This is a genomic window from Sulfitobacter sp. 1A12157 (assembly GCF_043557345.1).
Taxonomy (GTDB): domain Bacteria; phylum Pseudomonadota; class Alphaproteobacteria; order Rhodobacterales; family Rhodobacteraceae; genus Sulfitobacter.
In genome coordinates this window covers 273,114-297,760 of record NZ_JBIFFV010000002.1, presented here as the reverse complement: position 1 = coordinate 297,760, position 24,647 = coordinate 273,114, and the positions used below count along the sequence as shown (strand labels likewise).

General features: G+C 64.2%; 22 protein-coding genes. 11 read left to right on the top strand and 11 right to left on the bottom strand.

The window, feature by feature from the left end:
- Positions 1-4: 4 nt before the first annotated feature.
- Together ACGYLC_RS05380 and ACGYLC_RS05375 are read right to left on the bottom strand one after the other, a co-directional pair.
- Complete coding sequence (locus tag ACGYLC_RS05380) at positions 5-229, bottom strand: hypothetical protein (protein WP_394402962.1); 225 nt, start codon at positions 227-229, stop codon at positions 5-7.
- Positions 230-328: 99 nt separating this feature from the next.
- Positions 329-1,090: a LuxR C-terminal-related transcriptional regulator gene (locus tag ACGYLC_RS05375; RefSeq protein ID WP_394422057.1), complete on the bottom strand. Its 762-nt coding sequence runs from the start codon at positions 1,088-1,090 to the stop codon at positions 329-331.
- Positions 1,091-1,275: 185 nt separating this feature from the next.
- On the opposite strand from ACGYLC_RS05375, the gene ACGYLC_RS05370 reads away from it, so the two are divergent.
- The 7 genes from ACGYLC_RS05370 to ACGYLC_RS05340 all read left to right on the top strand — a co-directional run bounded on the left by ACGYLC_RS05370 (position 1,276) and on the right by ACGYLC_RS05340 (position 9,169).
- Positions 1,276-1,677, top strand: a complete 402-nt coding sequence (locus ACGYLC_RS05370; RefSeq protein ID WP_067261195.1) for a MerR family DNA-binding transcriptional regulator — start codon at positions 1,276-1,278, stop codon at positions 1,675-1,677.
- A 52-nt stretch (positions 1,678-1,729) separates the two neighbouring features.
- Complete coding sequence (locus tag ACGYLC_RS05365; protein ID WP_394422056.1) at positions 1,730-3,511, top strand: acyl-CoA dehydrogenase C-terminal domain-containing protein; 1,782 nt, start codon at positions 1,730-1,732, stop codon at positions 3,509-3,511.
- A gap of 48 nt (positions 3,512-3,559) precedes the next feature.
- The gene (locus ACGYLC_RS05360; RefSeq protein WP_007119072.1) at positions 3,560-3,772 is read left to right on the top strand and encodes a hypothetical protein; all 213 of its coding nucleotides are present in this window, start codon (positions 3,560-3,562) and stop codon (positions 3,770-3,772) included.
- Positions 3,773-3,795: 23 nt separating this feature from the next.
- Complete coding sequence (locus tag ACGYLC_RS05355; protein WP_394422055.1) at positions 3,796-4,944, top strand: acyl-CoA dehydrogenase family protein; 1,149 nt, start codon at positions 3,796-3,798, stop codon at positions 4,942-4,944.
- A 134-nt stretch (positions 4,945-5,078) separates the two neighbouring features.
- Positions 5,079-5,717 (top strand): glutathione S-transferase family protein, encoded by a 639-nt coding sequence (locus ACGYLC_RS05350; protein WP_394422054.1) that lies wholly within the window; start codon positions 5,079-5,081, stop codon positions 5,715-5,717.
- 15 nt (positions 5,718-5,732) lie between these two features.
- Positions 5,733-6,947, top strand: coding sequence for an acetyl-CoA C-acetyltransferase (locus tag ACGYLC_RS05345; protein ID WP_394402974.1), 1,215 nt, complete (start codon positions 5,733-5,735; stop codon positions 6,945-6,947).
- 20 nt (positions 6,948-6,967) lie between these two features.
- A complete protein-coding gene (locus ACGYLC_RS05340) occupies positions 6,968-9,169 on the top strand; it encodes a 3-hydroxyacyl-CoA dehydrogenase NAD-binding domain-containing protein (RefSeq protein WP_394422053.1) in 2,202 nt (733 codons plus the stop codon).
- 228 nt (positions 9,170-9,397) lie between these two features.
- On the opposite strand, the gene ACGYLC_RS05335 is transcribed toward ACGYLC_RS05340, so the two are convergent.
- Together ACGYLC_RS05335 and ACGYLC_RS05330 are read right to left on the bottom strand one after the other, a co-directional pair.
- A complete protein-coding gene (locus ACGYLC_RS05335; protein WP_394422052.1) occupies positions 9,398-10,039 on the bottom strand; it encodes a sulfotransferase family 2 domain-containing protein in 642 nt (213 codons plus the stop codon).
- Positions 10,036-10,968, bottom strand: coding sequence for a DMT family transporter (locus ACGYLC_RS05330; protein ID WP_394422051.1), 933 nt, complete (start codon positions 10,966-10,968; stop codon positions 10,036-10,038). The genes ACGYLC_RS05335 and ACGYLC_RS05330 overlap by 4 nt, the downstream gene beginning before the upstream one ends.
- Positions 10,969-11,062: 94 nt before the next feature.
- Between ACGYLC_RS05330 and ACGYLC_RS05325 the strand changes: the two genes are divergently transcribed.
- On the top strand, positions 11,063-12,688 hold the full coding sequence (locus ACGYLC_RS05325) for an AMP-binding protein (protein WP_394422050.1): 1,626 nt from the start codon (positions 11,063-11,065) through the stop codon (positions 12,686-12,688).
- A gap of 84 nt (positions 12,689-12,772) precedes the next feature.
- Positions 12,773-13,786 (top strand): hypothetical protein, encoded by a 1,014-nt coding sequence (locus ACGYLC_RS05320; protein ID WP_394422049.1) that lies wholly within the window; start codon positions 12,773-12,775, stop codon positions 13,784-13,786.
- A gap of 68 nt (positions 13,787-13,854) precedes the next feature.
- Here the strand turns inward: ACGYLC_RS05320 and ACGYLC_RS05315 are convergent, their stop codons facing one another.
- The 5 genes from ACGYLC_RS05315 to ACGYLC_RS05295 all read right to left on the bottom strand — a co-directional run bounded on the left by ACGYLC_RS05315 (position 13,855) and on the right by ACGYLC_RS05295 (position 18,985).
- Positions 13,855-15,294 carry an SPOR domain-containing protein gene (locus tag ACGYLC_RS05315; RefSeq protein ID WP_394422048.1) on the bottom strand — a complete coding sequence of 480 codons (1,440 nt, stop codon included), beginning with the start codon at positions 15,292-15,294 and terminating at the stop codon, positions 13,855-13,857.
- An 87-nt stretch (positions 15,295-15,381) separates the two neighbouring features.
- Complete coding sequence (gene upp, locus ACGYLC_RS05310) at positions 15,382-16,023, bottom strand: uracil phosphoribosyltransferase (protein WP_394401659.1); 642 nt, start codon at positions 16,021-16,023, stop codon at positions 15,382-15,384.
- A 70-nt stretch (positions 16,024-16,093) separates the two neighbouring features.
- Entirely contained in the window at positions 16,094-17,284 is a 1,191-nt protein-coding gene (locus tag ACGYLC_RS05305; RefSeq protein WP_394422047.1) for a phosphopentomutase, read from the bottom strand.
- Positions 17,284-18,588: a thymidine phosphorylase gene (locus ACGYLC_RS05300; RefSeq protein WP_394422046.1), complete on the bottom strand. Its 1,305-nt coding sequence runs from the start codon at positions 18,586-18,588 to the stop codon at positions 17,284-17,286. The genes ACGYLC_RS05305 and ACGYLC_RS05300 overlap by 1 nt, the downstream gene beginning before the upstream one ends.
- A gap of 4 nt (positions 18,589-18,592) precedes the next feature.
- Positions 18,593-18,985 carry a cytidine deaminase gene (locus tag ACGYLC_RS05295; RefSeq protein ID WP_067267269.1) on the bottom strand — a complete coding sequence of 131 codons (393 nt, stop codon included), beginning with the start codon at positions 18,983-18,985 and terminating at the stop codon, positions 18,593-18,595.
- Between the two features lie 222 nt (positions 18,986-19,207).
- Between ACGYLC_RS05295 and ACGYLC_RS05290 the strand changes: the two genes are divergently transcribed.
- On the top strand, positions 19,208-21,481 hold the full coding sequence (locus ACGYLC_RS05290; protein ID WP_394422045.1) for an NADP-dependent malic enzyme: 2,274 nt from the start codon (positions 19,208-19,210) through the stop codon (positions 21,479-21,481).
- Positions 21,482-21,538: 57 nt separating this feature from the next.
- Here the strand turns inward: ACGYLC_RS05290 and ACGYLC_RS05285 are convergent, their stop codons facing one another.
- Both ACGYLC_RS05285 and ACGYLC_RS05280 read right to left on the bottom strand, forming a co-directional pair.
- Positions 21,539-21,649, bottom strand: a complete 111-nt coding sequence (locus tag ACGYLC_RS05285; RefSeq protein WP_067267274.1) for a malic enzyme — start codon at positions 21,647-21,649, stop codon at positions 21,539-21,541.
- A 141-nt stretch (positions 21,650-21,790) separates the two neighbouring features.
- Complete coding sequence (locus tag ACGYLC_RS05280; RefSeq protein WP_394422043.1) at positions 21,791-22,552, bottom strand: MipA/OmpV family protein; 762 nt, start codon at positions 22,550-22,552, stop codon at positions 21,791-21,793.
- A gap of 191 nt (positions 22,553-22,743) precedes the next feature.
- Here ACGYLC_RS05280 and ACGYLC_RS05275 point away from each other — a divergent pair, with 191 nt between their 5' ends.
- A complete protein-coding gene (locus ACGYLC_RS05275) occupies positions 22,744-24,636 on the top strand; it encodes a propionyl-CoA synthetase (RefSeq protein WP_394422042.1) in 1,893 nt (630 codons plus the stop codon).
- Positions 24,637-24,647: the final 11 nt, after the last annotated feature.

Genomic DNA, 24,647 nt, shown 5'->3' with positions numbered 1-24,647 from the left:
GGGCTCAGCGGCTGTTGCGCTGCGCCAATTGCGCGATCAGCATCTGCAGGTCCGCCGTGATGCGGATGAGATCGGACACCACATCCGCGCTTACGTCTCCGGCCAGATCGAATGCGGCGTTTTCAATGGTCTCGGACGCGCCTTTCAGCTCGGCCACCACGCGCGCGCGTGTCTCATTCACGCAACCGTTTTCGGCTCCGCTACCTGCCTGCTCTGGTTTTTCTGACATGCCTCGTGCCTCTTTAGGTCGAGCGCCCGCACCTATAGCGCCCAGGACATGGGGTCATGTCACGCAGTCACGCCACAACGACGCAAGGTCAACCTTGCGCTAGGGCGCGCCCTCTTTCGGGCGGCGCAGCAGCCCCGCGCCGAGCCCGCGAATGGCCGCAGTGGTGCGGTCGTTCACGTCAAGTTTGGAGAAAATCCGCCGCACGATCGTATCGACCGTATGAGGCGAAATCCCAAGGATCTCGGCAATGACCCCGTTGCTCTTGCCCGTGGCAATCCACTCCAACACCTCGACCTCGCGCGGGGACAGGCCGAAATCACGCGGCGATTGGCTTTCGGCCAAGGCGCAATAGCGCAGATGCGCGATTTGTGCGGCGCTGAGAAGCTTATACAGCTCCCCCGGGGACAGCCGCGCCTGTTTCGCGGCAAAGCCCAGCCCCACCACGGCGGAATCCCCGCCCGGGCCATGCACCCTGAGCGACACGCCGTCATTCGGATAACGCCGCATCAACCCTTTCATATAGTGGTCTTCCGCAGCAGTCAGCCGCGCCGTGCGGGCCACATCGGACCAGTAGATCGGCATCACCTGCTGCCGGGCCAGCGCCTCGACCGGGCTTTCGCGCAGTTTCTCCACATCCAGGAATTGCGAATGCCACTGCGCCCCCACCGTGCCCGTACCGTCGAACTTATAAAGGATCGCGGGCGCGCCGGGGCTGTCGCCATGATAGCTGACCAGATCAATTCCAAGCCGCTGATAGTAGCCAAGACCGCAGGCCAGAATGCCCGCCGCACTTGTGGCGTTCTGCGCACAGTGGACCAGCGCGTCCAGCGTCGTCGGCCCGCTTTGATCGAGGTTTGCCATCTCCCACCCGTTCTGATGCCCAGCGCTATGGGGGCGGCGCACGCCCGCCAGCCTTTCAAACCTAAATGAAATTCCCCTGCGCATAAAGTGACGCAACGTATCACTTACGTCAACGTCAACTCCCATTGTATCAGAGGGGCCAGCCCCCAACTGAAGTCATAAAACGACGATTGGAGAGTGATGAGATGACTGCTGACACGCTGACCATTCGCCAGATGTGCGACGCTTTCGAAGTAACCCCCCGCACCCTGCGGTTCTACGAAGCGAAAGAGCTGCTCTTCCCGTTGCGCGAGGGCCAGAAACGCCTTTTCACCAAAAGCGACCGCGCTCGGCTCAAGCTGATTCTGCGTGGCAAACGCTTTGGTTTTAGCCTCGAAGAGATCCGCCAGCTGCTCGACCTTTATCATATGGGCGACCAGCAGCAGACGCAGATCGCCGCAGCCTATGAGATCGCCCGCGCCCGTCTGGCCGACCTCGAGTCGCGCCGCGAAGAGCTGAACGAGGCCATCGAAGACCTCAAGGACCAGTTGAAATGGGGGGAAAAGATGATCGCCTCCATGAACCAACCCCGCCGCGCCGCCGAATAACCCCGGCGACGCCGCCGCTTACATCCATAAAAAGACGACCCGGAGAGCAAAGATGCCCAGTTACACAGCCCCCACCAAAGACCTGCAATTCGTTCTGCACGACGTGCTGAAGGTGACCGAAAGCAAGACCCCCGGCTATGATGAGCTGGAGCCTGATTTCACCTCTGCCATCCTCGAAGAGGCAGGCAAGCTCACCTCCGAAGTGCTCGCCCCGCTGAACGTCGTGGGCGACAAGGAAGGCTGCCGTTTGGAAAACGGCGTCGTCTATACGCCCAAGGGTTTCAAGGAAGCCTTTGAAAAGGTAAAGGAAGGCGGCTGGACCGGCCTCGACATGCCCGAAGCCTATGGCGGGCAGAACATGCCCTACGTCCTCGGCACCGCCGTGGGCGAGATGTTCTCCGCCGCGAACCAAGCCTTCACCATGTACCAAGGCCTGACCCATGGCGCGGCCTCGGCGATCCTCGCTCATGGCACCGATGCGCAAAAAGACACCTATCTGCCCAAGATGGTCTCCTGCGAATGGACCGGCACCATGAACCTGACCGAGCCGCACTGCGGCACCGATCTGGGCCTGATGCGCACCAAGGCCGCGCCGCAGGACGACGGCAGCTACAAGATCTCTGGCCAGAAGATCTTCATCTCCTCGGGCGAGCATGACATGGCCGACAACATCATCCACCTCGTGCTGGCCAAGATCGAAGGCGGGCCCGAGGGCATCAAGGGCGTGTCGCTCTTCATCGTGCCCAAGTTCATGGTCAATGAAGACGGGTCTTTGGGGGAGCGCAACGGCGTCTCCGTCGGCTCCATCGAAGAGAAGATGGGCATCCACGGCAACTCGACCTGCGTGATGAACTACGACGGCGCCACCGGCTATCTCTTGGGCACCGAACACAAGGGCATGCGCGCCATGTTCACCATGATGAACGAAGCCCGCGTCGGCGTTGGCATGCAGGGTCTGGCCCAGGCCGAGGTCGCCTATCAAAACGCCCTCGAATACGCCAAGGACCGCCTGCAAGGCCGTGCCGTCACCGGTGCCGTCGCCCCCGAAAAACCCGCCGACCCGCTGATCGTGCACCCCGACATCCGTCGTTCGCTGATGGATCAGAAAAGCTTTGTCGAAGCCGCCCGTGCCTTCATCCTCTGGGGGGCCACGATGATCGACGCCGCGCACCGCGCCGAGGATAAGGACGCCGACGGCCTCGTGTCGCTGCTTACCCCGGTCATCAAGGGCTTCCTGACCGACCAGGGCTACGACATGACCGTGAAGGCCCAGCAGGTCTATGGCGGCCACGGCTATATCGAGGAATGGGGCATGTCCCAATTCACCCGTGACGCCCGCATCGCGCAGATCTACGAAGGGGCCAACGGCGTGCAGGCGCTTGACCTCGTGGGCCGCAAACTGGCGCAGGACGGCGGCAAGCACGTCATGGCTTTCTTCGACCTCGTGAAAGGCTTCATCAAAGAGAACGCAGGTCAGGATGCCGAATTCGACGCGGCCTTCCTTGAGCCGCTGAAGGCGGCCAGCAAGGATCTGCAATCGGCGGGCATGTACTTCATGCAGAACGGCATGAAGAACCCCAACAATGCGCTCGCCGGGTCCAATGACTTCATGCATATGTTCGGCCATGTCTGCCTCGGCCTGATGTGGGCCAAGATGGGCCTGGCGGCGAAAGAAGCATTGAAGAACGGCAGCGGCGACGCCACCTTCTACGAGACCAAGCTCGCCACCGGCCGTTACTATATGGCGCGCCAACTGCCCGCCACGGCCCTGCATCTGACACGCATCCAATCGGGCGCTGATACGGTCATGGCGCTGGAGGCCGCAAACTTCTAAAACGGGGGGTGGGGCACGCCCCCACCCTGCCCAACACCCGGAGAGACCATGCCCAAACGCTTCCGCCTGACCCGCCGCTTCCCCGTCGCCATGACCGAGGAAGGCTACCGCAGGCTGAAGAAGTTCAGCACCGACGCAGGTCTCGATGAGGGGGAAGCGCTGTCGTTCCTGTTCGAGAATTTCAACTCGGTCATGAACGAGGAAAACCTGACCGCGCGGCTGCGCCTGTTCAACGCCGAACTGGACGCCCGCAAACGCTGAACCCTTGGGGAGGGGGCCGGAAGATGCAGACCAAAACATCCAGCTGGATGACCGAAGAACACCAGATGATCGCCGATACGACGGCGCAGTTCATCAACACCGAATGGGCGCCCAAGTTCGAGAAATGGCGCAAGCAGGGCCAAATGGACCGCGACACTTGGGCCCAGGCCGGTGGGCTTGGCCTGCTCTGCCCTTCGGTGCCCGAAGAATACGGCGGCGCTGGTGGCGACTTCGGCCATGAGGCCGCGATCCTCATCGAAGGCTCCCGCGCCAACCTCGCCTCTTGGGGCCATGGCATTCACTCCGGCATCGTCGCGCATTACATCCTCGCCTATGGCACCGAGGACCAGAAGAAACGCTGGCTGCCCAAGATGGTCTCGGGCGAGCTGGTCGGCGCGCTGGCGATGACCGAACCCTCCACCGGCTCGGACGTGCAGCGCATCAAGACCAAGGCGATCCGCGAGGGCAATGCCTACCGGCTCTCGGGCCAGAAGACCTTCATCACCAACGGCCAGCACGCCAACCTGATCATCGTGGCGGCCAAAACCGACCCCAGCGAAGGCTCCAAAGGCGTCAGCCTCGTGGTTGTGGAGACCGACAAGGCCGAGGGCTTCCAGCGCGGTCGCAACCTCGACAAGATCGGCCTGCATGCCGCCGACACTTCCGAGCTTTTCTTCGACAACGTCGAGATCCCGCCCGAGAACATCCTTGGCCAGGAAGAAGGCCAAGGCTTCTACCAGATGATGCAGCAACTGCCGCAGGAGCGCCTGATCATCGGCTGCGGCGCGGTCGGTGCCATGGAAGGCGCCGTGGCGCGCACGATCCAATACTGCAAGGAACGCGAAGCCTTCGGCGGCCCGCTGACCCAGTTCCAGAACACGCGCTTCCAACTGGCCGAAGTGAAAACCAAGACTGCCGTGGCCCGCGCCTTCCTCGACGAATGCATCGCGGAACACCTGCGCGGGGAGCTCAGCGTCGACAAGGCAGCGATGCAGAAATACTGGCTCACGGACACCCAAGGCGAGGTGCTCGATGTCTGCTTGCAGATGCACGGCGGCTACGGCTTCATGCAGGAATACGCGGTGGGCGAAATGTGGGCCGACGCGCGGGTGCAGCGCATCTACGGTGGCACCAACGAGATCATGAAGGAACTGATCGCGCGCAACCTCTGACCGCGCGCGGATTGAAACACCGGCGCAGAGGTATTTGCAAAAGGATGAAGATAAGGCGCCCCCTGCCCCCTTCATCCTTTCACAAATACCGTCCGACATTTCAGCGGGCGCCGACAGAAGAGGAGGAATGACAGGTGACCATCCAACTTTATTGCTTTGGCGAATCTGGCAATGCCTACAAGGCGGCGCTGGCGCTCGAATTGTCGGGGCTCGACTGGGCGCCGGTGAAGGTGGACTTCTTCGGCGGCGAGACGCGCCAGCCCGACTACCGCGCGCAGATCAACAACATGGGCGAGGCGCCGGTGATGATCGACGGCGATCTGCGGCTCACCCAATCGGGCGTGATTCAGGATTACGTCGCGGAAAAATCGGGCAAATTCGGCGGGCGCGACGCGACGGAACGGCGCGAAATCCTGCGATGGGTGCTATGGGACAACCACAAGCTTAGCTCCATGGCCGGGATGACACGTTTCCTGATGAACTTCCTGCCCGAAGACAAACGCCCCGCCGAGGTCATCGGCTTCAACCAGGGTCGGCTCAAGGCGGCCTACGGGGTGCTGAACGACCATCTCGACGGCCGCGACTGGATCGTGGGCGACGGACTGACCAACGCGGACCTCAGCTGCTGCGGGTATCTCTACTACCCCGAGCCCTTCGGCTTTGATCGCAGCGACTGGCCCCATATCGACGCGTGGCTCACGCGTCTGAGCGAAACACCGGGCTGGAAAGCCCCGTATGATTTGATGCCCGGCAGCCCAGCTGACCGCGCCTGACCCGGAGGACATGACATGACCCAAGACGTATACATCTACGACGCCCTGCGCACCCCGCGCGGCAAGGGCCGCAAGGACGGCGCGCTGCACGAGGTGACCTCGCTGCGGCTGTCGGCGCAGACCCTGAACGCCGTGAAGGAGCGCAACAACCTCGAGGGCCATGCCGTCGAGGACGTGATCTGGGGCAATGTCACCCAGGTGATGGAACAGGGCGGCTGTCTGGCGCGCTCGGCGGTGCTGGCCTCGGACCTTGATGAGCGCATCCCGGGCCTTGCCATCAACCGCTTCTGCGCGTCGGGCATGGAGGCCGTGAACCTTGCTGCGAACCAGGTAAAGGGCGGCGCCGGCAACGGCTATATCGCCGGCGGTGTCGAGATGATGGGCCGCGTCGCCATGGGCAGCGACGGTGCCGCGATCGCCGTGGACCCGACGCTGGCGATGGAGAAATACTTCGTGCCGCAGGGCATCTCGGCGGACATCATCGCCACCGAGTTTGGCTTTTCGCGGGACGAGGCCGACCAACTGGCCATGCAGTCTCAGCAGCGCGCCGCGCGGGCTTGGGAAGAAGGCCGCTTTGACAAATCGGTCATCACCGTGCGCGACCAGAACGGTCTCGCGATCCTCGACCGCGACGAATACATGCGCCCGCAGACCGACATGCAGAGCCTTGGCGGCCTGACCCCGGCGTTCCAGCAGATGGGCGAGGTCATGCCCGGCTTCGACAAGGTCGCGCTGATGAAATACCCGCATCTGGAGCGGATCAACCACATCCACCACGCGGGCAACTCGTCGGGCATCGTGGACGGCGCTGCCGCCGTCCTGATCGGCAACAAGGAGTTCGGCGAACAGCACGGGCTAAAGCCCCGCGCCCGCATCCGCGCCACCGCCAAGATCGGCACCGATCCCACCATCATGCTGACCGGCCCGGTGCCGGTGACCGAGAAGATCCTCAAGGACAACGGCATGACCATCGGCGACATCGACCTCTTCGAGGTCAACGAGGCCTTTGCCGCCGTGGTGCTGCGCTTCATGCAGGCTTTCGACGTGGACGACAGCAAGGTCAACGTGAACGGCGGCGGCATTGCCATGGGGCACCCGCTGGGCGCCACCGGGGCGATGATCATCGGCATCCTGCTCGATGAGTTGGAGCGCGCCGACAAGGAAGTGGGGCTGGCCACGCTCTGCATCGCGTCCGGCATGGGTGCCGCCACCATCATCGAGCGCGTGTGAGCCGCGAAGGGAGCAAGAGAATGACCGATTTCACAATGAACAAAGATGCCGAGGGCATCGCCACCATCACCTGGGACGTGCCGGGCAAGAGCATGAACGTCATGTCCTTCGACGGTCTGCGCGATCTGGAAAAGCACATCGACGACGCGCTGGCTGACGAGGCCGTGAAGGGCATCGTCATCACCTCCGGCAAGGAAGGTTCCTTTGCCGGGGGCATGGACCTGAACCTGCTGGCGAAGATGAAGGAAGACGCGGGCGACGATCCGGCCAAGGGTCTCTTCGAGGGCACGATGCAAATGCACGCCCTGCTGCGCAAGATCGAGCGCGCGGGCATGGACCCTAAGACCAACAAGGGCGGCAAGCCTGTGGCCTGCGTGATCCCCGGCACCGCCGCGGGCATCGGGCTGGAACTGCCCTTGGCCACGCACCGCACCTTTGCTGCCGACAACCCCAAGGCGCGCATTGGCCTGCCGGAGATCCTTGTGGGCATCTTCCCCGGTGCAGGTGGCACCACGCGGATGGTGCGCAAGCTCGGCGCCATGGCGGCCTCGCCCTTCCTTCTGGAAGGCAAAATGGTGGCGCCCGCTGCCGCGCAAAAGGCCGGGATCATCGACGAGGTCAGCGAAGACCCGATGGCCGCGGCGCGCGACTGGGTACTGAACGCCAAGGATGCCGATCTGGTCAAGCCGTGGGATGCCAAGGGTTACAAGATGCCCGGCGGCGCGCCCTACCACCCGGCGGGCTTCATGACCTTCGTCGGCGCAAATGCGATGGTCAACGGCAAGACACAAGGTGTCTATCCGGCGGCCAAGGCGCTCTTGTCAGCCGTCTATGAAGGCGCGCTTGTGCCCTTCGACACGGCGCTGAAGGTCGAGGCGCGCTGGTTCACCAATGTCCTGATGAACCCGTCGTCGGGCAACATGATCCGCTCGCTCTTCCTCAATAAGGAGGCGCTGGAGAAAGGCGCCGTGCGTCCCGAAGCTGTGCCGGACCAGCGCGTGAAGAAGCTGGGCGTTCTGGGCGCGGGCATGATGGGGGCCGGCATCACGCTGGTCTCGGCGCAGGCCGGGATCGAAGTGGTGCTGATCGACCAGACGCAAGAAGCCGCTGACAAGGGCAAAGCCTATACCGAAGGCTATTTCGACAAGGGCATCGCCCGCAAGAAAGCCACCCCGGAGAAGAAGCAGGCCGCGCTTGACCTGATCACCGCGACCACCGATCTGGACGCGCTGAAAGGCTGCGACCTGATCATCGAGGCGGTATTCGAGGACCCCAAGGTGAAGGCCGAGATGACCCAGAAGGTCGAAGCGGTGATCCCCGAGGATTGCATTTTCGCCTCCAACACCTCGACCCTGCCGATCACCGACCTCGCCAAGGCCTCGAGCCGCGCCGAGCAGTTCATCGGCATCCACTTCTTCTCGCCCGTCGAGAAGATGCTGCTGGTGGAGATCATCAAGGGTAAGGAAACCGGCGACCGGGCGGTGGCCAAGGCGCTCGACTACGTGCGCCAGATCCGCAAGACGCCGATCGTGGTCAACGACGCGCGTTTCTTCTACGCCAACCGCTGCATCATTCCCTACATCAACGAGGGTGTGCGCATGGTGCAGGAGGGCGTCGAGCCTGCGCTGATCGAGAATGCTGCGAAGCTGGTCGGCATGCCGCTTGGCCCGCTGCAGCTGATGGACGAAACCTCGATCGATCTCGGCGCCAAGATCGCGCGGGCCACCAAGGCGGCGATGGGCGATGCCTATCCGAACGATGACATCGACCCGCTGGTGTTCTGGATGGAGAAAGAGGGCCGTTTGGGGCGCAAGGCCAACGCCGGTTTCTACAGCTATGACGCCAAGGGCAAGCGCGAGGGGCTGTGGCGCGGCATGGGGGAGAAGTATCCCGTCGCCGAAGAGCAGCCCGAGTTGATCGAGGTGCAACACCGGTTGCTGTTCTCGCAGACCTTGGAAGCCGTGCGCGCGCTGGAGGAAGGTGTCTTGATGGACATTCGCGAGGGTGACGTCGGCGCGATCCTCGGCTGGGGCTTCGCGCCCTGGTCCGGCGGCCCGCTGAGCTGGCTCGACATGATCGGCGCGCCCTATGCGGCTGAGCGTTGTGACCAGCTGGCCGAGAAATACGGTGAGCGTTTTGCCTGTCCGGACCTGCTGCGCGAGATGGCGCAGAAGAACCAGAGCTTTTATGGACGGTTCAACCCGGACGCCAAGGCGGCGTGAGGGTCAGAGGGGGCGCTTCGGCGCCCCTTTTTACTTGGTAGGAGGGTCATCGCCATGGCTGCCACCCGGCCCGGAATCAAGCCGCAGGCGCCGGGCCATCGCCTGCCCGTCCCGGCGGGCTGGCGATATGGTGAAGCTGGGCGCATCGCCGCAAAGGCATCCTAGCGCAGCACCATAAAGTGGCATGAACAGAGGGCGTTATCGCCACCCCACGGGCAGGCGATGGCCCTAGTGCCCCTCGTAAGCGTAGCCAAACCGCGCGATATCCTCGGCGCAGATCTTCGACACGATATCGCGCAACTCGGGCGTATAGGCCGCCTCCCCCTCCGATGCATTGACCTGCGGCAAATCGAGCTCGAACCCAAGATGCTCAAACAAAGGCACCGCATCCCGCGCAAAATGCTCCAGCCGAATATAAAGATCGCAGCGCTCCCGCCCGGTCGCATCCTGCATATACCGCCGCGCGGGCCATGCGCGCAGGCTCGCTTGCGTCTGCGGATGCCGCAGGAACCCGGCGAAATCCGTGGCCTTCGCCAAGGCCACCGCCGGATGATCGAACCCCTGCCCCCGCAGCCAGCGGTAATAGCTCGCCACCCGGTTCCATGGGTTGCGCACCAGCGTGAAGCGGAACAGCCCGTCCAATTCCTCCGCGCGCATTAGCCCGTCGATGTCCGCCAGCGTCGAATGTTTCCACAGCCGCCCCGCCGCCTGCACCCCCTGCAAACGCCGCCGCCGCTTCAGCGCTTTTGGCGTGTCGCCCAGCATCACATCGTCCTTCATCGCGCGATCTTCAAGCGCCAGCGCCAGCGAGGTGCCTCCGGTCTTGGGGATATGCACGAAGACGTAACGCCGACCGCGACTGATGATCACTCCACCGCCTCCGGCGCGCGCAGGGTCGAAGGCTCATCGCTGCGCAGGGCGATCACCGCCCCGGCCAGTGCGATCAATGCCATGCCCGCAAACGCCAAGGGCGGCACCTCTTGGTCCCAAAGGACATAGGCCCAGAAACTGGCGAAGATCAGCAGCGAATATTCGAAAATCGCCACATGCCCGGCCTCTCCCAACTGGTAGGCGCGCACCAGAAAGCCGATGCCCACCAGCGAGCCAACCGCCTGCACCGCGATCCAGAACCACATCGCGCCATCAAGCGGTCCCCATGTGCGGCTGACGAAACCTTCGGCACCCGCCACCTCCGCCCCCGGCAAGACCAAGACACCGATACCGCCCATGACAGCCAACATGCCAAAGAAACCCGCGGTCATCACCATCGTGCTCTCCCCCTCGCACCACGCCCGCGTCGCCACGGCGCCGATAGCGTAGAGCGCCCCGGCCAAAAGCGGGAGGAAGGCCACGGGGTCAAGATCGCTCGGGTCCGGGCGGATCACCATCAAGGCCCCGGCAAAGCCTACGGCGACGGCACCCCACCGCCATGGGCCGACGCGTTTGCCCTGAAACAGGGCCGAGATCATCAGCACGAAAAGCGGCGAGGTGAACAGCCCGGCGACCACGACACCGATGGGCAGAAAGGCCAGACAGCCAAAATAGATCAACATCGCCCCCGCCTGAAACAGGCTGCGCCCCGCCACGGCCCAGAACCGCCGCGGGCGCAGGATGCCGAAACCCAAAGTCGCGAGCACCATCAGAATTGCCACCGCCATAAGCCCGCGCAGGAAGTGAAACTGCCAGAGCGAGCCACGCTCGGTGATGAAGGGCACGAAATTAGCCGTCAGCCCCAAAGCCGCCATACCGCTCACCGCGCAAAGCGCCGCCAGCCCCGATTTTACCGCTGTGTCCTGCATCTGCCCTCCTTTTCCCTCCTGCCCTCTTTTCAAAGTCACGTCCGGGCAGCAATACTCAACCCCAAATCGCAACCAATGCCTTGGGAGGGGTCGCATGGGGTGGATGACGGATGAAAGCGGGCTTGAGAAATGCGCGGCGAATTTCGTGCCGCTCACGCCCCTGTCGCATTTGGCCCGCGCCGCAGAGGTTTTCCCGAACCAGACGGCGGTGATCCACGGCGACCACCGCGTCACCTATGCCCAGTACCACGACCGCTGCACCCGCCTCGCCGCGCTTTTGGCCGAGATCGGCGTGGCCCCCGGCGATGTGGTCGCCACCCTCATCCCCAACCTGCCCGCGCAGGCCGAAGCGCATTTCGGCGTGCCCGCCTGCGGTGCGGTGCTCAACACCATCAACATCCGGCTCGATCCCGGCACCGTGGCCTATATCCTCGATCACGGCGGCGCCAAGGTGCTGCTGGTCGATACCGAGTTCCTGCCGCTGGCCGAAGACGCCTGCGCGCGAATGGAGGGCACCTGCCCTGCCATCATCGAAGTGCCCGACGCGCCTGCCGGTTTCCCCGCCAGCGGGCGGCACCCGCAATACGAAGACCTGCTGGCCGAGGCCAATCCGAACTTCCGGTGGATCATGCCCGACGACGAATGGGAGAGCCTTGCGCTCAACTACACCTCCGGCACCACCGGGCGGCCCAAGGGCGTGGTCTATCACCACCGCGGCGCTTACCTGATGACCATGGGCACGGTGATTTCTTGGCAGATGGTGCTGCGCCCGGTCTTCATGCAAATCGTGCCGCTGTTTCACTGCAACGGCTGGAACCACACTTGGATGATGCCGCTTCTGGGCGGCACGCTGGTCTGCTGCCGCGACATCACCGCCGCGGCGATCTATGACGCCATCGCCGATCACGGCGTCACCCATTTCGGCGGCGCACCCATCGTGCTGAACATGCTGGTCAACGCGCGCGCAGAAGACCGCCGTGCCTTCGATCACCGGGTCGAGGTCTTCACCGCAGGCGCGCCCCCGGCCCCTGCGACCCTGTCGAAGATCGAAAAGCTGGGCTTCAACGTCACACAGGTCTATGGGCTGACCGAGACCTTTGGCCATGTCACCGAATGTCTCTGGCAAGGCGAATGGGACGGGCTGCCCGAGCCTGAGCGCGCCGGGATCAAAGCCCGCCAAGGTGTCGCCATGCCGATGATGGAAGAGATTACCGTGATGGACGCCGAGATGGCCCAGACCCCGCGCGACGGCACCGCCCAAGGCGAGATCATGATCCGCGGCAATGCGGTGATGAAAGGCTACCTCAAGAACCCCGAGGCCACGGCCGAAGCCTTTGCGAGCGGTTACTTCCATTCTGGCGACATCGCGGTGCAGCATCCTGATGGCTACATCCAGATCGCCGACCGCGCCAAGGACATCATCATCTCGGGCGGAGAGAATATTTCGAGCGTCGAGGTCGAGGGCGTGTTGATGGGCCATGAGGCTGTCAACCTCGCCGCCGTGGTGGCGCAGCCGGATGAGAAATGGGGCGAGGTGCCTTGCGCCTTTGTCGAGTTGAAACCGGGGGCGGAGGCCAGCGAAACGGCGCTGATCGCCTTCGCCCGCGCGCGCCTTGCCGGGTTCAAAACGCCCAAGCGGGTGGTCTTTGGCGAATTGCCCAAAACCTCGACCGGGAAAATCCAGAAGTTTGAGTTGCGCAAACAGGCAGCGTGCCTCTAAGGCGGAGCATTATGTCACCTGCCATTGCTGATCCCGCAGCGCGTGGTAGAGTGGCGAAAACTGACAGGCCCGCAGCAGAACCCCATGACCGCCTTGACAAAATACGCCCGGCTCGAAGCGACGGGTCTTTGGCGCGCCACGCCCGATGCGCAGCGGCGCGAGGTGATCGTCTCGATCGGTGACGCGACGCTGGTGATCAGCGATCTCAAGGATCAGGCGCTGACCCATTGGTCGCTGGCCGCTGTCGACAGGTCCAACCCCGGCCAGATCCCCGCGCTCTATCATCCAGACGGCGATCCGGGCGAGACGCTGGAACTGCCCGACAATGAAACCGAAATGATCGAGGCCATCGAAAAGCTGCGCCGCGCGATCAATCGCAGCCGTCCCAAGCCGGGGCGTTTGCGGTCGGTGGGGATGCTGGCCTCCGTCGCGGTGGTGGCGGCGCTGGCGGTCTTTTGGATGCCCGGCGCGTTGCGCGATCACGCGATCAAAGTGGTGCCAGAGGTCAAGCGCGTCTCCTTGGGCACGGCGCTGCTCAAGCGGTTGGAACGCGTCTCTGGCCCTGCCTGCGAAAGCCCCGGCGGCAGCGCCGCGCTGGCGCGGCTCACCAAACGGCTGGAGGTCGGGCGCGTGGCGATCCTGCCCGATATGACCCGCGCCAGCCTGCATCTGCCGGGCCGTCTTATCGTGCTCGACCGCGCGGTGCTGGAGGATTACGAAGAACCCGATGTCGCCGCGGGCTATGTGCTGACCGAGGATGTGGCGCGCCGGGAACATGACCCGCTGCGCGCGCTCTTGGAGGCTGTGGGCCTGCGCGAGAACTTCCGCCTGCTGACCACCGGCGATATCTCTTCCGAGGCGCTTGATGCCTATGCCGAACAACTGCTGATGCGCCCCGCCGCGACCCCGACGGTCGAGGCTCAACTGGCGCGATTTGCCAAGGCCGAGCTGCGCAGCAAACCCTATGCCTTTGCCCGTGACATCACCGGCGAAAGCACCCTGCCCCTGATCGAAGGTGATCCGATGAACGGCAAGCTGACCGCGCCGCTGATGTCGGATGCCGATTGGCTGAGATTGCAAAGCATCTGCGGCGGCTGACTGATTGGCTAAGAAAAAGGCCAGCCGGGAAGCACCGCGGCTGGCCTTTTACCTTGATTGCAAAACGCTTAGCGCCGCAGATAGGCGTCCCGGTATCCCGCCCGGCGCAATTGGCCAAGCGCCGCTTGGGCCGAGCCGCCCGCAATCGGGCCTGCCTGAACGCTGTGATAGGTCTTGCCGCCACGGGTTTGTTTGCCGACGCGGGCGGGCAGGCCCAAGGCCGCGATCTGCCGCGCCGCGCGCTTCGCATTGGCGGGGCTGCCGAAGACACCGACCTGCACATAGCCCGCCTTGGTGCTGGGCTGCGCCGCCGGGGCCGAGCGGCTGGAATAGACGGGCGCTGTCTTGATCGGACGGGCATCCCGGTGGATCGGCGCGGCATTGCGGTAGCGCAGCACCCGTTTTACCACTTGGCCATCCCGCTCGACAATCTTGACCCGCCCCAGTTTACGGCGCTGTGTCTCGATATCGAGATAAGGATAGATCAGCGGCACTTTGGCGGTCACGTCTTCGCCGGTGGCCTTGTTCACCAAACGGCGCGGCACGGTCTGGGTCCAGACCAATAGCATGTCGGCGCGGCCTTCCAGGGTTTGCTCGGCCCGGTGCGGGTTCAGACGGTCGTCTTCCCAAACCTTCCGGTATCCTTTCGGGACTTTCACATTGGTGGCGTTCACCCGGTTGATCGCCACATGTTTCGGCACGATCCGCGTCTGCGTGCCCACCGCACGGGCGGGTTTGGCGCTGACCACCGGGGCGGCCACGGCGGCAGGGGCCACGATCCGCGCGGGTGCGGCGGCAACGCCGGGCATCACCCCCGCGTTGCGGTAGGGCTGCGGTGCGGTGCCGCGCTGCGGGCTCGAAGGGGCAAGACGCCCTGTCACAATCGGCTCCGCCTGCGGACCACAGCGCACACTATAGCCATCTCCGCGCCGCATGTAGCGCTGCGACAGGGGCGACGCGCCGGGACACGCGGTGACGAAGCCAGCCGGTGCCGGGGTGGCCAGTGCCACGGGTTTGCTGGGCACCACGGGCACGGGGCGCGGCGCGGTCTCGCGCACGACCTTGGGGGCAGTGCTCCGGGCCGGGGCTGGCGCGACACGGCGCACCACCTTCTGCGGCGCGGGCCGGGCCACGGGGGCTGTCGGTTTCGCCTTGGACGCAGGCGCTTCGGCAACACGGGCCGGGGGCCTCTTGGCCGGGGCCGGGGCCGGGTCGACTTTGGGCTGCGCCGCCTCAACCTTGGCCTCGGCTATTTTCACGCCATTCGTGGGCTGGAACCCGCAGATTTGCTCGCGCGCACGGCTCATGCGGGGCACCCAAGACACATTGCCGTCAATGCCCGCGCGGATGAACACACATCCCGCGCTGTCGACATATTGCTTGCCCTTGTAAGAAGACGGCGGAAACTCTGCCGGTTGGCTGCGGCTGTCCTGCGCTTGGGTCTGCGATCCGCCGATGCCCAAGGCCGCGACGATCATCGCCATGGCAATACTTCTGGTAAGTGTCATCTAATGCCCCCACACTATCTGGTAGAACGATGCATCAGCGCGCGGCCTGAGTAAAGCACCGCGCGCCGATTAGCGAAACTTACCCGATCACTTGGTGCCGAACATCCGGTCGCCCGCGTCGCCCAAACCGGGGATGATATAGCCCTTTTCGTTCAGCGCCTCATCCAGCGAGGCCGTGACGATGCGCACATCCGGATGCGCGGCTTTCATCGTGGCGACGCCCTCGGGCGAGGCCAGCAGGCAAAGGAAGATGATATTGGTGGCGCCTGCCTCTTTCAGCAGATTGATCGCCGCGACCGAGGAGTTGCCGGTGGCCAGCATCGGGTCCACGGCGATGACCAAACGGTCTTCCATCGCCTCGGGCACTTTGAAGTAATACTGCACCGGCTGGAGGGTCTCTTCGTCACGGTAAAGACCGACAAAGCCGACTCGCGCCGAGGGGATCAATTCGAGCACCCCGTCCATCAGCCCGTTGCCCGCCCGCAGGATCGAGATCAGCGCCAGTTTCTTGCCGTCGAGCGTCGGCGCGTCCATCTCTTGCATCGGGGTCTCGACCCGTTTGGTCGTCATCGGCAGGCCGCGCGTCACCTCATAGGCCAGAAGCTGGCTGATCTCGCGCAGCAACTGCCGGAAGGCGGCGGTCGAGGTGGCTTTGTCGCGCATGATGGTCAGCTTGTGCTGCACCAGCGGATGGTCGACGATCGTCAGGTGATTGGGGGTATCGGTCATGCGGCAGGCTCCTTTATTTGCCCTGCTTCTAGCCGCACAAGCGCCTCGCTCGCAAGCAAAGGCTGCGCGGCTAACGTGGCAGTTCTACCCCCAGATGCCCGGCGACGAGGGCTGCGACATCGGTAAAGCCGATCTGCCCCAATGCCCCTGCCCCGGTCCCCGCAACCAGCACCGGCACCCTTTCGCGGGTGTGATCGCTGCCTGCCCATGTCGGATCATTGCCATGGTCCGCCGTCACGACCAACATGTCGCCCGTCCGCAGCGCGGCGATCACCTTGCCGATCTCGGCGTCGAACCACTCCAACGCGCGGGCATAGCCCGAGACATCGCGGCGGTGGCCGTAAAGGCTGTCGAACTCCACGAAATTGGCGAAGGTCAGGCTGCCGTCTTCGGCTTCATCCACCAGATCATGCAGATGGTCCATCAGCTTGGCATCCGGCCCTTTGCGCAGCTCGTCGATGCCCTGCATGGTAAAGATATCGCCGATCTTTCCCACCGCATAGACCCGCCCTCCGGCGTTCTGCACCCAATTGGTGAGCACTGGTTTCGGCGGGGTGATGGCGTAGTCGCACCGGTTCGCGGTGCGCTGGAATGCGCCCGGTTCGCCAGTGAAGGGCCGTGCGATGACACGGCCCACCTTCATCTCATGCAGGCGGGGCGCGATGTCTTGGCAAAGCTTCAAAAGGCGGTCGAGGCCAAAGGTCTCTTCATGCGCGGCGATCTGGAATACGCTGTCGGCAGAGGTATAGCAGATCGGCCAGCCGCTTTCGCAATGCTCCGCCCCCAGCCGTTCGATGATCGCCGTGCCAGAGGCGTGGCAATTGCCCAAGATGCCATCGGTGCCCGCCAGCCGCGCGACCTCTGCGGTCAGGGCGGCGGGAAAGGCAGGCGTCTCATCCGGGAAGTAATGCCATGCCCAAGGCACCGGCAGCCCGGCCAATTCCCAATGGCCCGAGGGGGTGTCTTTGCCCTGCGAAACCTCCGTCGCAGCGCCCCAGCGGCCTTCGGGCGCAGCACCCAGCCCCGGCGCCTCCATCCCGCTGGCGAGCTTCAGCGCGGCCCCCAGACCCAACCGGTCGAGATTGGGCAGGGCCAGCGGCCCGCTGCACCCCTCTTCGGCCTCTCCCGCCGCACAGGCCTGCGCGATATGGCCCAGCGTATTGGCCCCGGTATCGGGCAGATCACCGTTAAAGAAATCCCCCGCGTCCGGCGCGCCGCCGATGCCGACGGAATCGATCACGACCAAGAATGCACGTCCCATCAGCCGATCCTTTCCAAGATCAAATCCGGCGCTTCAACCGCCCTGTCCCCAAGCGTGATCGCCGCCAGAACCGCCGCCTCTGCCCTATCCGCAGCCGCGTCTCCCGCCGCGTGGATCGTGGCCAATGGCGCGCCCGCGCGGACCTCTTCGCCCAAGCGCCGCACCTGCGACAGGCCCACCGCCGGGTCGATCTGGTCCGCCTCGACCACCCGTCCCCCGCCGAGATTGACGACCGCCATGCCAAGCGCCGCGCCGTCGATCGTGCTCACGTAGCCGCCGCGCGGCGCGAGGACCGTTCGGATCACAGGGGCTTTGGGCAGAAGGCGCTCCCAGTTTTCGGCGAAATCGGCGGGCGCGCCCATGGCGCTGAGCATCCGGGTGAAACGCGCCAACGCGCGGCCATCGGCGACCGCCGCGCGCAGGGCGTCGGCCCCCGCCTCAGCGGTCGCGGCCAGACCGCCATTGGCAAGAAGCCCGCCGCCCAATTCAGCCGTCACATCAAGGATCGGCCCCGTCACCGCCCCGGTCAGCACCCGCATCACCTCGGCCACCTCCAGCGCGTTGCCAAGGCTCGGCACCAGCGGCTGGTTCATGTCGCTGATCACCGCCGTCGTCGGGCAACCCGCCGCCGTGGCGGTGCCGCTCAGCGCTTCGGCCAAGGCGCGCGCCTGTGCAAGCTCCTTCATGAAAGCGCCCGAGCCGACCTTCACATCGAGCACCAGACCATCCAACCCGGCGGCGAGCTTTTTCGACAGGATCGACGCGGTGATCAGGTCGAGCGAATCCACGGTCGAGGTCACATCCCGCACCGCGTAAAGCCGCCGGTCCGCCGGGGCGATGTCGCCGCTGGCGCTGACGATGGCGCAGCCCACATCCCGCACGACCGCGCGAAACCGCGCCTCATCCAACTGCGTGCTGACGCCGGGGATCGCCTCAAGCTTATCCAGCGTGCCGCCCGTATGCCCCAGCCCCCGGCCCGAGATCATCGGCACGTAAGCGCCGCAAGCCGCAAGCGCCGGGGCAAGGATCAGCGAGACGCAATCGCCCACCCCGCCGGTGGAGTGTTTGTCGAGCACGGGGCCGTCCAAATCCCAGTCCAACACCTGCCCCGAATCGCGCATTGCAAGGGTCAGGGCCACGCGGCCCGGCTGGTCCAAGCCATTGAGGCAGATGCCCATGGCAAAGGCCCCGGCCTGCGCGTCACTGATACGGCCATCGGCCAGCGCCCCGGCCATCCAGGTCAGCGCCTCTGCATCCAATGCCTCACCATGGCGCAGCCGCGCCAAAATGTCCCGCGCGCTCATGCGGTTAACCCTGCATATGGGCGGCGCCAAAGGCCCCCGGCAGCAGGTCGCCCATGGTGGTTTGCTGTTCCTTGCCCGCCACCGTGGCCATGGTCACGGATACATCCCCGCCCGAGAATTCCGCCAATTTCTGACGGCAGCCGCCGCAGGGCGTCACCGGCATATCGCTGCCCGCCACGACATAGACCTCGGCGATCTCACGCTCGCCTGCCGCCACCATGGCGGCAATCGCGCCCGCCTCGGCGCAGGTGCCCTGCGGGTAAGCGACGTTTTCGACATTGCAGCCACTGAACACCGCGCCCGAGGCGGTGCGGATCGCCGCGCCGACCTTGAAATTCGAATAGGGCGCATGGGCGTTTTCCCGCACCAACACAGCCGCGTCGCGCAAATCAGTCATTAGGCTCTCCCTTTTTTTCGAACTATAGAAAATTGCCCCGCCCTGTGCGATGCAAAACCACATGTCACGTCAATCGCCTCTTAAAACCCTTGCAAAATGACCTGCAAGGGCGACGCTGGGGCACAGCCATCCGGCACCCAGACCGCCCGCCGCCAAAAGCCGCTTTGCTTGCGCGCGAAAATTAGTTTAACGCTAAACCATTATTTGGGAGAAGCATAAACGATGTCCGACACCCCCAACCTGCGCCAAGCTGCATTGGATTACCACGAACACCCCCGGCCCGGGAAACTGGAGATCCGCGCGACCAAACCGCTGGCCAATGGCCGCGATCTGGCGCGGGCCTATTCACCGGGCGTGGCCGAAGCCTGCATCGAAATCAAGAACGACCCCGACGCCGCCGCGCGCTATACCTCGCGCGGCAATCTGGTGGCCGTGGTCAGCAATGGCACCGCGGTGCTGGGGCTGGGCAATATCGGTGCGCTGGCCTCGAAACCGGTGATGGAGGGCAAGGCCGTGCTCTTCAAGAAATTCGCCAATATCGACTGTTTCGACATCGAACTCGATCAATCCGACCCCGAGAAACTGGCCGAGATCGTCTGCGCGATGGAGCCGAGCTTTGGCGCGATCAACCTCGAAGACATCAAGGCGCCCGATTGTTTCGTGGTCGAAAAGATTTGCCGCGAGCGCATGAACATCCCCGTTTTCCATGATGATCAGCACGGCACCGCCATCGTCGTCGGCGCGGCGGTCAAGAACGCGCTGCATGTGGCGGGCAAACGTTTTGAGGACATCAAGATCGTCTCCACCGGCGGCGGGGCTGCGGGCATCGCCTGCCTCAACATGCTACTGAAACTCGGCGTCAAGCGCGAGAACGTCTGGCTCTGCGACATCAACGGGCTCGTCTATGAGGGCCGGACCGAGGACATGAACCCCAGCAAGGCCGAATATGCGCAGAAATCCGACCTGCGTACGTTGGACGATGTGATCGACGGGGCCGATCTCTTCCTCGGCCTCTCCGGCCCCGGTGTGCTCTCGCCCGAGATGGTGGCGAAGATGGCCAAGCGCCCGATCATCTTTGCGCTGGCGAACCCCACACCGGAAATTCTGCCCGACGTGGCCCGCGCCGTGGCACCGGATGCAATCATCGCCACAGGGCGCAGCGATTTTCCCAATCAGGTCAACAACGTGCTTTGCTTCCCCTTCATCTTCCGGGGCGCGCTCGATGTGGGTGCGACCACGATCAACGATGAGATGAAGATCGCCTGTATCGACGGTATCGCCGCCCTCGCCCGCGCCACGACGAGCGCGGAGGCGGCAGCGGCCTATCAGGGCGAACAGCTGACCTTTGGCGCGGAATATCTGATCCCGAAACCCTTCGATCCGCGTCTCATCGGCGTGGTCTCTTCCGCCGTGGCGAAGGCCGCGATGGAGACGGGCGTGGCCGCGCGGCCCATCGAAGACCTCGACGCCTATAAACGCAAACTCGACGGGTCGGTTTTCAAATCGGCGCTGATCATGCGCCCGGTCTTCGAATCCGCCCGCTCCTCCCCCCGCCGTCTGGTCTTTGCCGAGGGCGAGGACGAACGGGTGCTGCGCGCCGCGCAAGCGATCATCGAAGAGACGGTGGAACGGCCCATTCTGATTGGCCGCCCCGAGGTGATCGAACGGCGCATCGAAAAGGCGGGTCTGAACCTGCAACTGGGCCAAAACGTCGATCTGGTGAACCCCGAGAACGACCCCCGTTACCGCGATTATTGGGAGACCTACCACAGCCTGATGTGCCGCCGCGGCGTCAGCCCTGACATCGCGCGGGCGATCATGCGCACCAACACCACCGCCATCGGCGCGGTCATGGTGCACCGCGGAGAGGCCGACAGCCTGATCTGCGGCACCTTTGGCGAATTTGGCTGGCACCTCAATTACGTCAACCAAGTGCTGGGCCGCGACGGTTTCCGCCCGCATGGCGCGCTGTCGATGATGATCCTCGAAGACGGGCCGCTCTTCATCGCGGATACCCAAGTGAACCTGCACCCCACCCCCGAACAGATCGCCGAGATCGCCATCGGGGCCGCCCGCCACGTCCGGCGCTTTGGAATCGAGCCGAAAGTGGCGCTCTGCTCACAAAGCCAGTTCGGCAATCAGGGCGAAGGGTCGGGCAAACGTCTGCGCGCGGCGCTGCAACTCCTCGACGCGGGCAACCATGATTTCGTCTACGAAGGCGAGATGAACATCGACACCGCGCTTGATGCCGAGTTGCGCGCGCGGCTGCTGCCCTGCAACCGGATGGAAGGGGCCGCCAATGTGCTGGTCTTCGCCCATGCCGATGCCGCCTCGGGCGTGCGCAACATCCTGAAAATGAAGGGTGACGGGCTTGAGGTCGGTCCGATCCTGATGGGGATGGGCAACCGGGCGCATATCGTGTCGCCCTCGATCACCGCGCGCGGCCTGCTGAACGTGGGCGCCATCGCGGGCACGCCGGTCGCCCATTACGGCTAAAGCCTGCGCAAAACGCCGCCCCCTTTCGGGGACGGCGTTACATGGTCAAATTTAGGGTTATTTGCGGGGCGTGGCGGGTTTGATGTCCGCGACGGAGGACGGGGCCTTGGCGGCGGGTTTTGCCGCGGCCTTGGCTTGCTTCTTCTTATTGCCGATTTTGTCACCCATGGTCGGGCCCTTTGCATGCAAGCGGCGCTGGCATCATGCCGCGCCTATGGGCATCATGGCAAAGTCGTGTTTCGGCGCTGATCCGTTTTCGACCAAGATGTCGCAAATATCGCGCCGCCCCGAAAGGCGGCGCGAAGCCGCTTAGAACCGCCAGGTGAAGGCGCGGCTGACGCCGATGCGCATGGTCCATTGATCCTCTGACCCGGCCTGTGTGATCGGGCTGTCGGCGGCGTCATTCAGCAGACGTTGATAGGCCACGGCCCCTTCCAACGCCCATGCGTCATCCAAACGGTAGGTCGCCTCGATCTCGACCCCCGCGCCCAGCAGACCGCCACCGGCCTCATAGGCAGCGAAGTTCGTGGTGGCGGTGTCGACGCCGTAATAGGTGTCGGCATAGGTGCCGTTGCCAAGGCTGAAACGCGGGCCTGCTGTGATGGTCCAGCGCTCATCCGGGCGGAAGATCACATCGGCACCGATGTCGCCGGTCACGCCTTCATGGCCACCAAAGCCACGGCGCACCTTGCCGAAGACCTGCCAGTTCACCTCGCGGTAGACCACGCCAAAGCCCAGTTCGACCGCCGCGTCGATATCCTCAAGCCCCGCAAGCTCCGCGTGATCGGAACTGTCACGCTCGCCCAGATAGCGGAACGCGCCGGTAAAGCCGAAACCGGTCTTGGGCGCTTCGCCGATGTTGGTGCCGATCCTGCGCCCGCCCCATTCCAGCGAACCAAAGGTAAAGGCCAAATCCGGCGTCGCGCGATAGCTGCTGGCGCCCGGATAATCCGGCGCCGCTCCCACCCCACCGCGCAGCGCGAAGTTGAACGAACGATCCTGCGCCACCGCGGGCAGCGCGGCAGCAATGGCAAGGCAGGAGGCAAGAGGCAGGGAAAGGGCGAGGCGCATAGGGGCAGGCTCCGGAAAAAGCGTTGAATTCCTGCGCAATCTAGCATGACGCGCCGCGACTGACAGGAACAATAGCGATCCGCTTGCCGAAATCTTCCTAAGCGGCCAGAGTGACTGGAAATAATTGCGCGTCACCACAGCTATACCCGTCCTGTGGGTTTGCCGCACAGCGCAACAGGAGGAGGAACACCATGGGATATCGCGACACCTACGACCGCTGGAAGGCCGACCCGGAAGCCTATTGGCTTGAGCAAGCCGAGGCGATCGACTGGGACATCGCGCCGACGCGCGCGCTGTTTGACCGGGGCGACCATATCTACGAATGGTTCGCGGATGCCAGTGTGAACACCTGCTACAACGCCGTGGACCGCCATGTCGATCAAGGCAATGGCAGCCGCGTGGCGATCATCCATGACAGCCCGATCACCGGCAGCAACTCCACCCTGACCTATGGGGAATTGCAGGCCCATGTCGCCTCGCTCGCCGGGGCGCTGGTGGCCCAAGGGGTCGAAAAAGGCGACCGCGTGGTGATCTATATGCCCATGGTCCCCGAAGCGGTGGAGGCGATGCTGGCCTGCGCACGCATCGGCGCGATCCATTCGGTGGTCTTTGGCGGTTTTGCCTCAAGCGAGTTGGCCGTGCGGATCGACGATTGCAAACCCAAGGTGATCATCGCCGCCTCTTGCGGGGTTGAGCCGTCGCGGGTGGTGGATTACAAACCCCTGCTCGACGGGGCCATCGAACAGGCCAGCCACAAGCCAGACACCTGCATTATCTTGCAACGCGGCCAGAAACCCTGCGAATTGAACCCCGAGCGGGACATTGATTGGTACGCCGCCCAAGACGGCGTGCGCCCGGCTCCTTGCGTGCCCGTGGAGGGGAACCACCCGGCCTATATCCTCTATACATCCGGCACCACCGGCGCGCCCAAGGGCGTGGTGCGGCCCACGGCGGGGCATCTGGTGGCGCTGAACTGGACCATGAAAAACGTCTATAACGTCGAGCCGGGAGAGGTCTTTTGGGCCGCCTCGGACGTGGGCTGGGTCGTGGGGCACAGCTATATCTGCTACGCGCCGCTGATCGCGGGCAACACCACCATCGTATTCGAAGGCAAGCCCGTGGGCACCCCCGATGCGGGCACCTTCTGGCGGGTGATCGAGGAACATGGCGTGGCAAGCTTCTTTACCGCCCCCACCGCCATCCGCGCCGTGAAACGCGAAGACCCCGAGGGCAAGGAGATCAAGAAATACGACCTGTCGAGCCTGCGTGCGCTCTATCTCGCGGGGGAGCGGGCCGATCCCGATACTGTCGAATGGGCGCAGGAGAAACTGGGCAAGCCGGTCTACGACCATTGGTGGCAGACCGAGACCGGCTATACCATCGTCGGCAACCCGGCAGGGCTTGAGGCGCTGCCGGTCAAGGTCGGCTCTCCTACCGTGCCGATGCCGGGCTATGACGTGCAAATTCTGGATGAGCGCGGCGATCCCCTGCCCGCCGGAGAGTTGGGCGCCATCGCCATCAAACTGCCCCTGCCCCCCGGCACCCTGCCGGGGCTCTGGAACGCCGAAGACCGCTTTCGCAAATCCTACCTCAGCACCTTCCCCGGCTATTACGAGACTGGCGATGCGGGCCGGATCGACGAGGACGGCTATGTCTGGATCATGGCGCGCACCGATGATGTGATCAACGTCGCGGGGCACCGCCTCTCGACCGGCGCGATGGAAGAGGTCTTGGCCGGTCACCCCGATGTGGCGGAATGCGCCGTTGTGGGGGTGAGCGATGAGCTTAAAGGGCAGATGCCCGTCGGTTTCCTCTGCCTGACCAAGGGTGTCGACCGCCCGCATGAGGAAATCGTCGCCGAATGCGTCACCCGGATGCGCGACCAGATCGGCCCCGTCGCCGCCTTTAAACAGGCCGTGGTGGTGGACCGTCTGCCCAAGACCCGCTCGGGCAAGATCCTGCGCGCGACGATGGTGAAGATCGCCGATTGGGAGGATTTCAAGACCCCCGCCACCATCGACGATCCGGCGATTTTGGACGAAATCCGCACAGCGCTTGAGGGTATCGGCTACCCGCAGGGCTAACCAAGAACCAC

Excerpts from the sequence above, each read along its gene's own strand:
- ACGYLC_RS05380 (WP_394402962.1), bottom strand. The coding sequence starts at position 229 with ATGTCAGAAAAACCAGAGCAGGCAGGTAGCGGAGCCGAAAACGGTTGC.
- ACGYLC_RS05375 (WP_394422057.1), bottom strand. The coding sequence starts at position 1,090 with ATGGCAAACCTCGATCAAAGCGGGCCGACGACGCTGGACGCGCTGGTC.
- ACGYLC_RS05370 (WP_067261195.1), top strand. The coding sequence starts at position 1,276 with ATGACTGCTGACACGCTGACCATTCGCCAGATGTGCGACGCTTTCGAA.
- ACGYLC_RS05365 (WP_394422056.1), top strand. The coding sequence starts at position 1,730 with ATGCCCAGTTACACAGCCCCCACCAAAGACCTGCAATTCGTTCTGCAC.
- ACGYLC_RS05360 (WP_007119072.1), top strand. The coding sequence starts at position 3,560 with ATGCCCAAACGCTTCCGCCTGACCCGCCGCTTCCCCGTCGCCATGACC.
- ACGYLC_RS05355 (WP_394422055.1), top strand. The coding sequence starts at position 3,796 with ATGCAGACCAAAACATCCAGCTGGATGACCGAAGAACACCAGATGATC.
- ACGYLC_RS05345 (WP_394402974.1), top strand. The coding sequence starts at position 5,733 with ATGACCCAAGACGTATACATCTACGACGCCCTGCGCACCCCGCGCGGC.
- ACGYLC_RS05340 (WP_394422053.1), top strand. The coding sequence starts at position 6,968 with ATGACCGATTTCACAATGAACAAAGATGCCGAGGGCATCGCCACCATC.
- ACGYLC_RS05330 (WP_394422051.1), bottom strand. The coding sequence starts at position 10,968 with ATGCAGGACACAGCGGTAAAATCGGGGCTGGCGGCGCTTTGCGCGGTG.
- ACGYLC_RS05325 (WP_394422050.1), top strand. The coding sequence starts at position 11,063 with ATGGGGTGGATGACGGATGAAAGCGGGCTTGAGAAATGCGCGGCGAAT.
- ACGYLC_RS05320 (WP_394422049.1), top strand. The coding sequence starts at position 12,773 with ATGACCGCCTTGACAAAATACGCCCGGCTCGAAGCGACGGGTCTTTGG.
- ACGYLC_RS05315 (WP_394422048.1), bottom strand. The coding sequence starts at position 15,294 with ATGACACTTACCAGAAGTATTGCCATGGCGATGATCGTCGCGGCCTTG.
- upp (WP_394401659.1), bottom strand. The coding sequence starts at position 16,023 with ATGACCGATACCCCCAATCACCTGACGATCGTCGACCATCCGCTGGTG.
- ACGYLC_RS05305 (WP_394422047.1), bottom strand. The coding sequence starts at position 17,284 with ATGGGACGTGCATTCTTGGTCGTGATCGATTCCGTCGGCATCGGCGGC.
- ACGYLC_RS05300 (WP_394422046.1), bottom strand. The coding sequence starts at position 18,588 with ATGAGCGCGCGGGACATTTTGGCGCGGCTGCGCCATGGTGAGGCATTG.
- ACGYLC_RS05295 (WP_067267269.1), bottom strand. The coding sequence starts at position 18,985 with ATGACTGATTTGCGCGACGCGGCTGTGTTGGTGCGGGAAAACGCCCAT.
- ACGYLC_RS05290 (WP_394422045.1), top strand. The coding sequence starts at position 19,208 with ATGTCCGACACCCCCAACCTGCGCCAAGCTGCATTGGATTACCACGAA.
- ACGYLC_RS05285 (WP_067267274.1), bottom strand. The coding sequence starts at position 21,649 with ATGGGTGACAAAATCGGCAATAAGAAGAAGCAAGCCAAGGCCGCGGCA.
- ACGYLC_RS05280 (WP_394422043.1), bottom strand. The coding sequence starts at position 22,552 with ATGCGCCTCGCCCTTTCCCTGCCTCTTGCCTCCTGCCTTGCCATTGCT.
- ACGYLC_RS05275 (WP_394422042.1), top strand. The coding sequence starts at position 22,744 with ATGGGATATCGCGACACCTACGACCGCTGGAAGGCCGACCCGGAAGCC.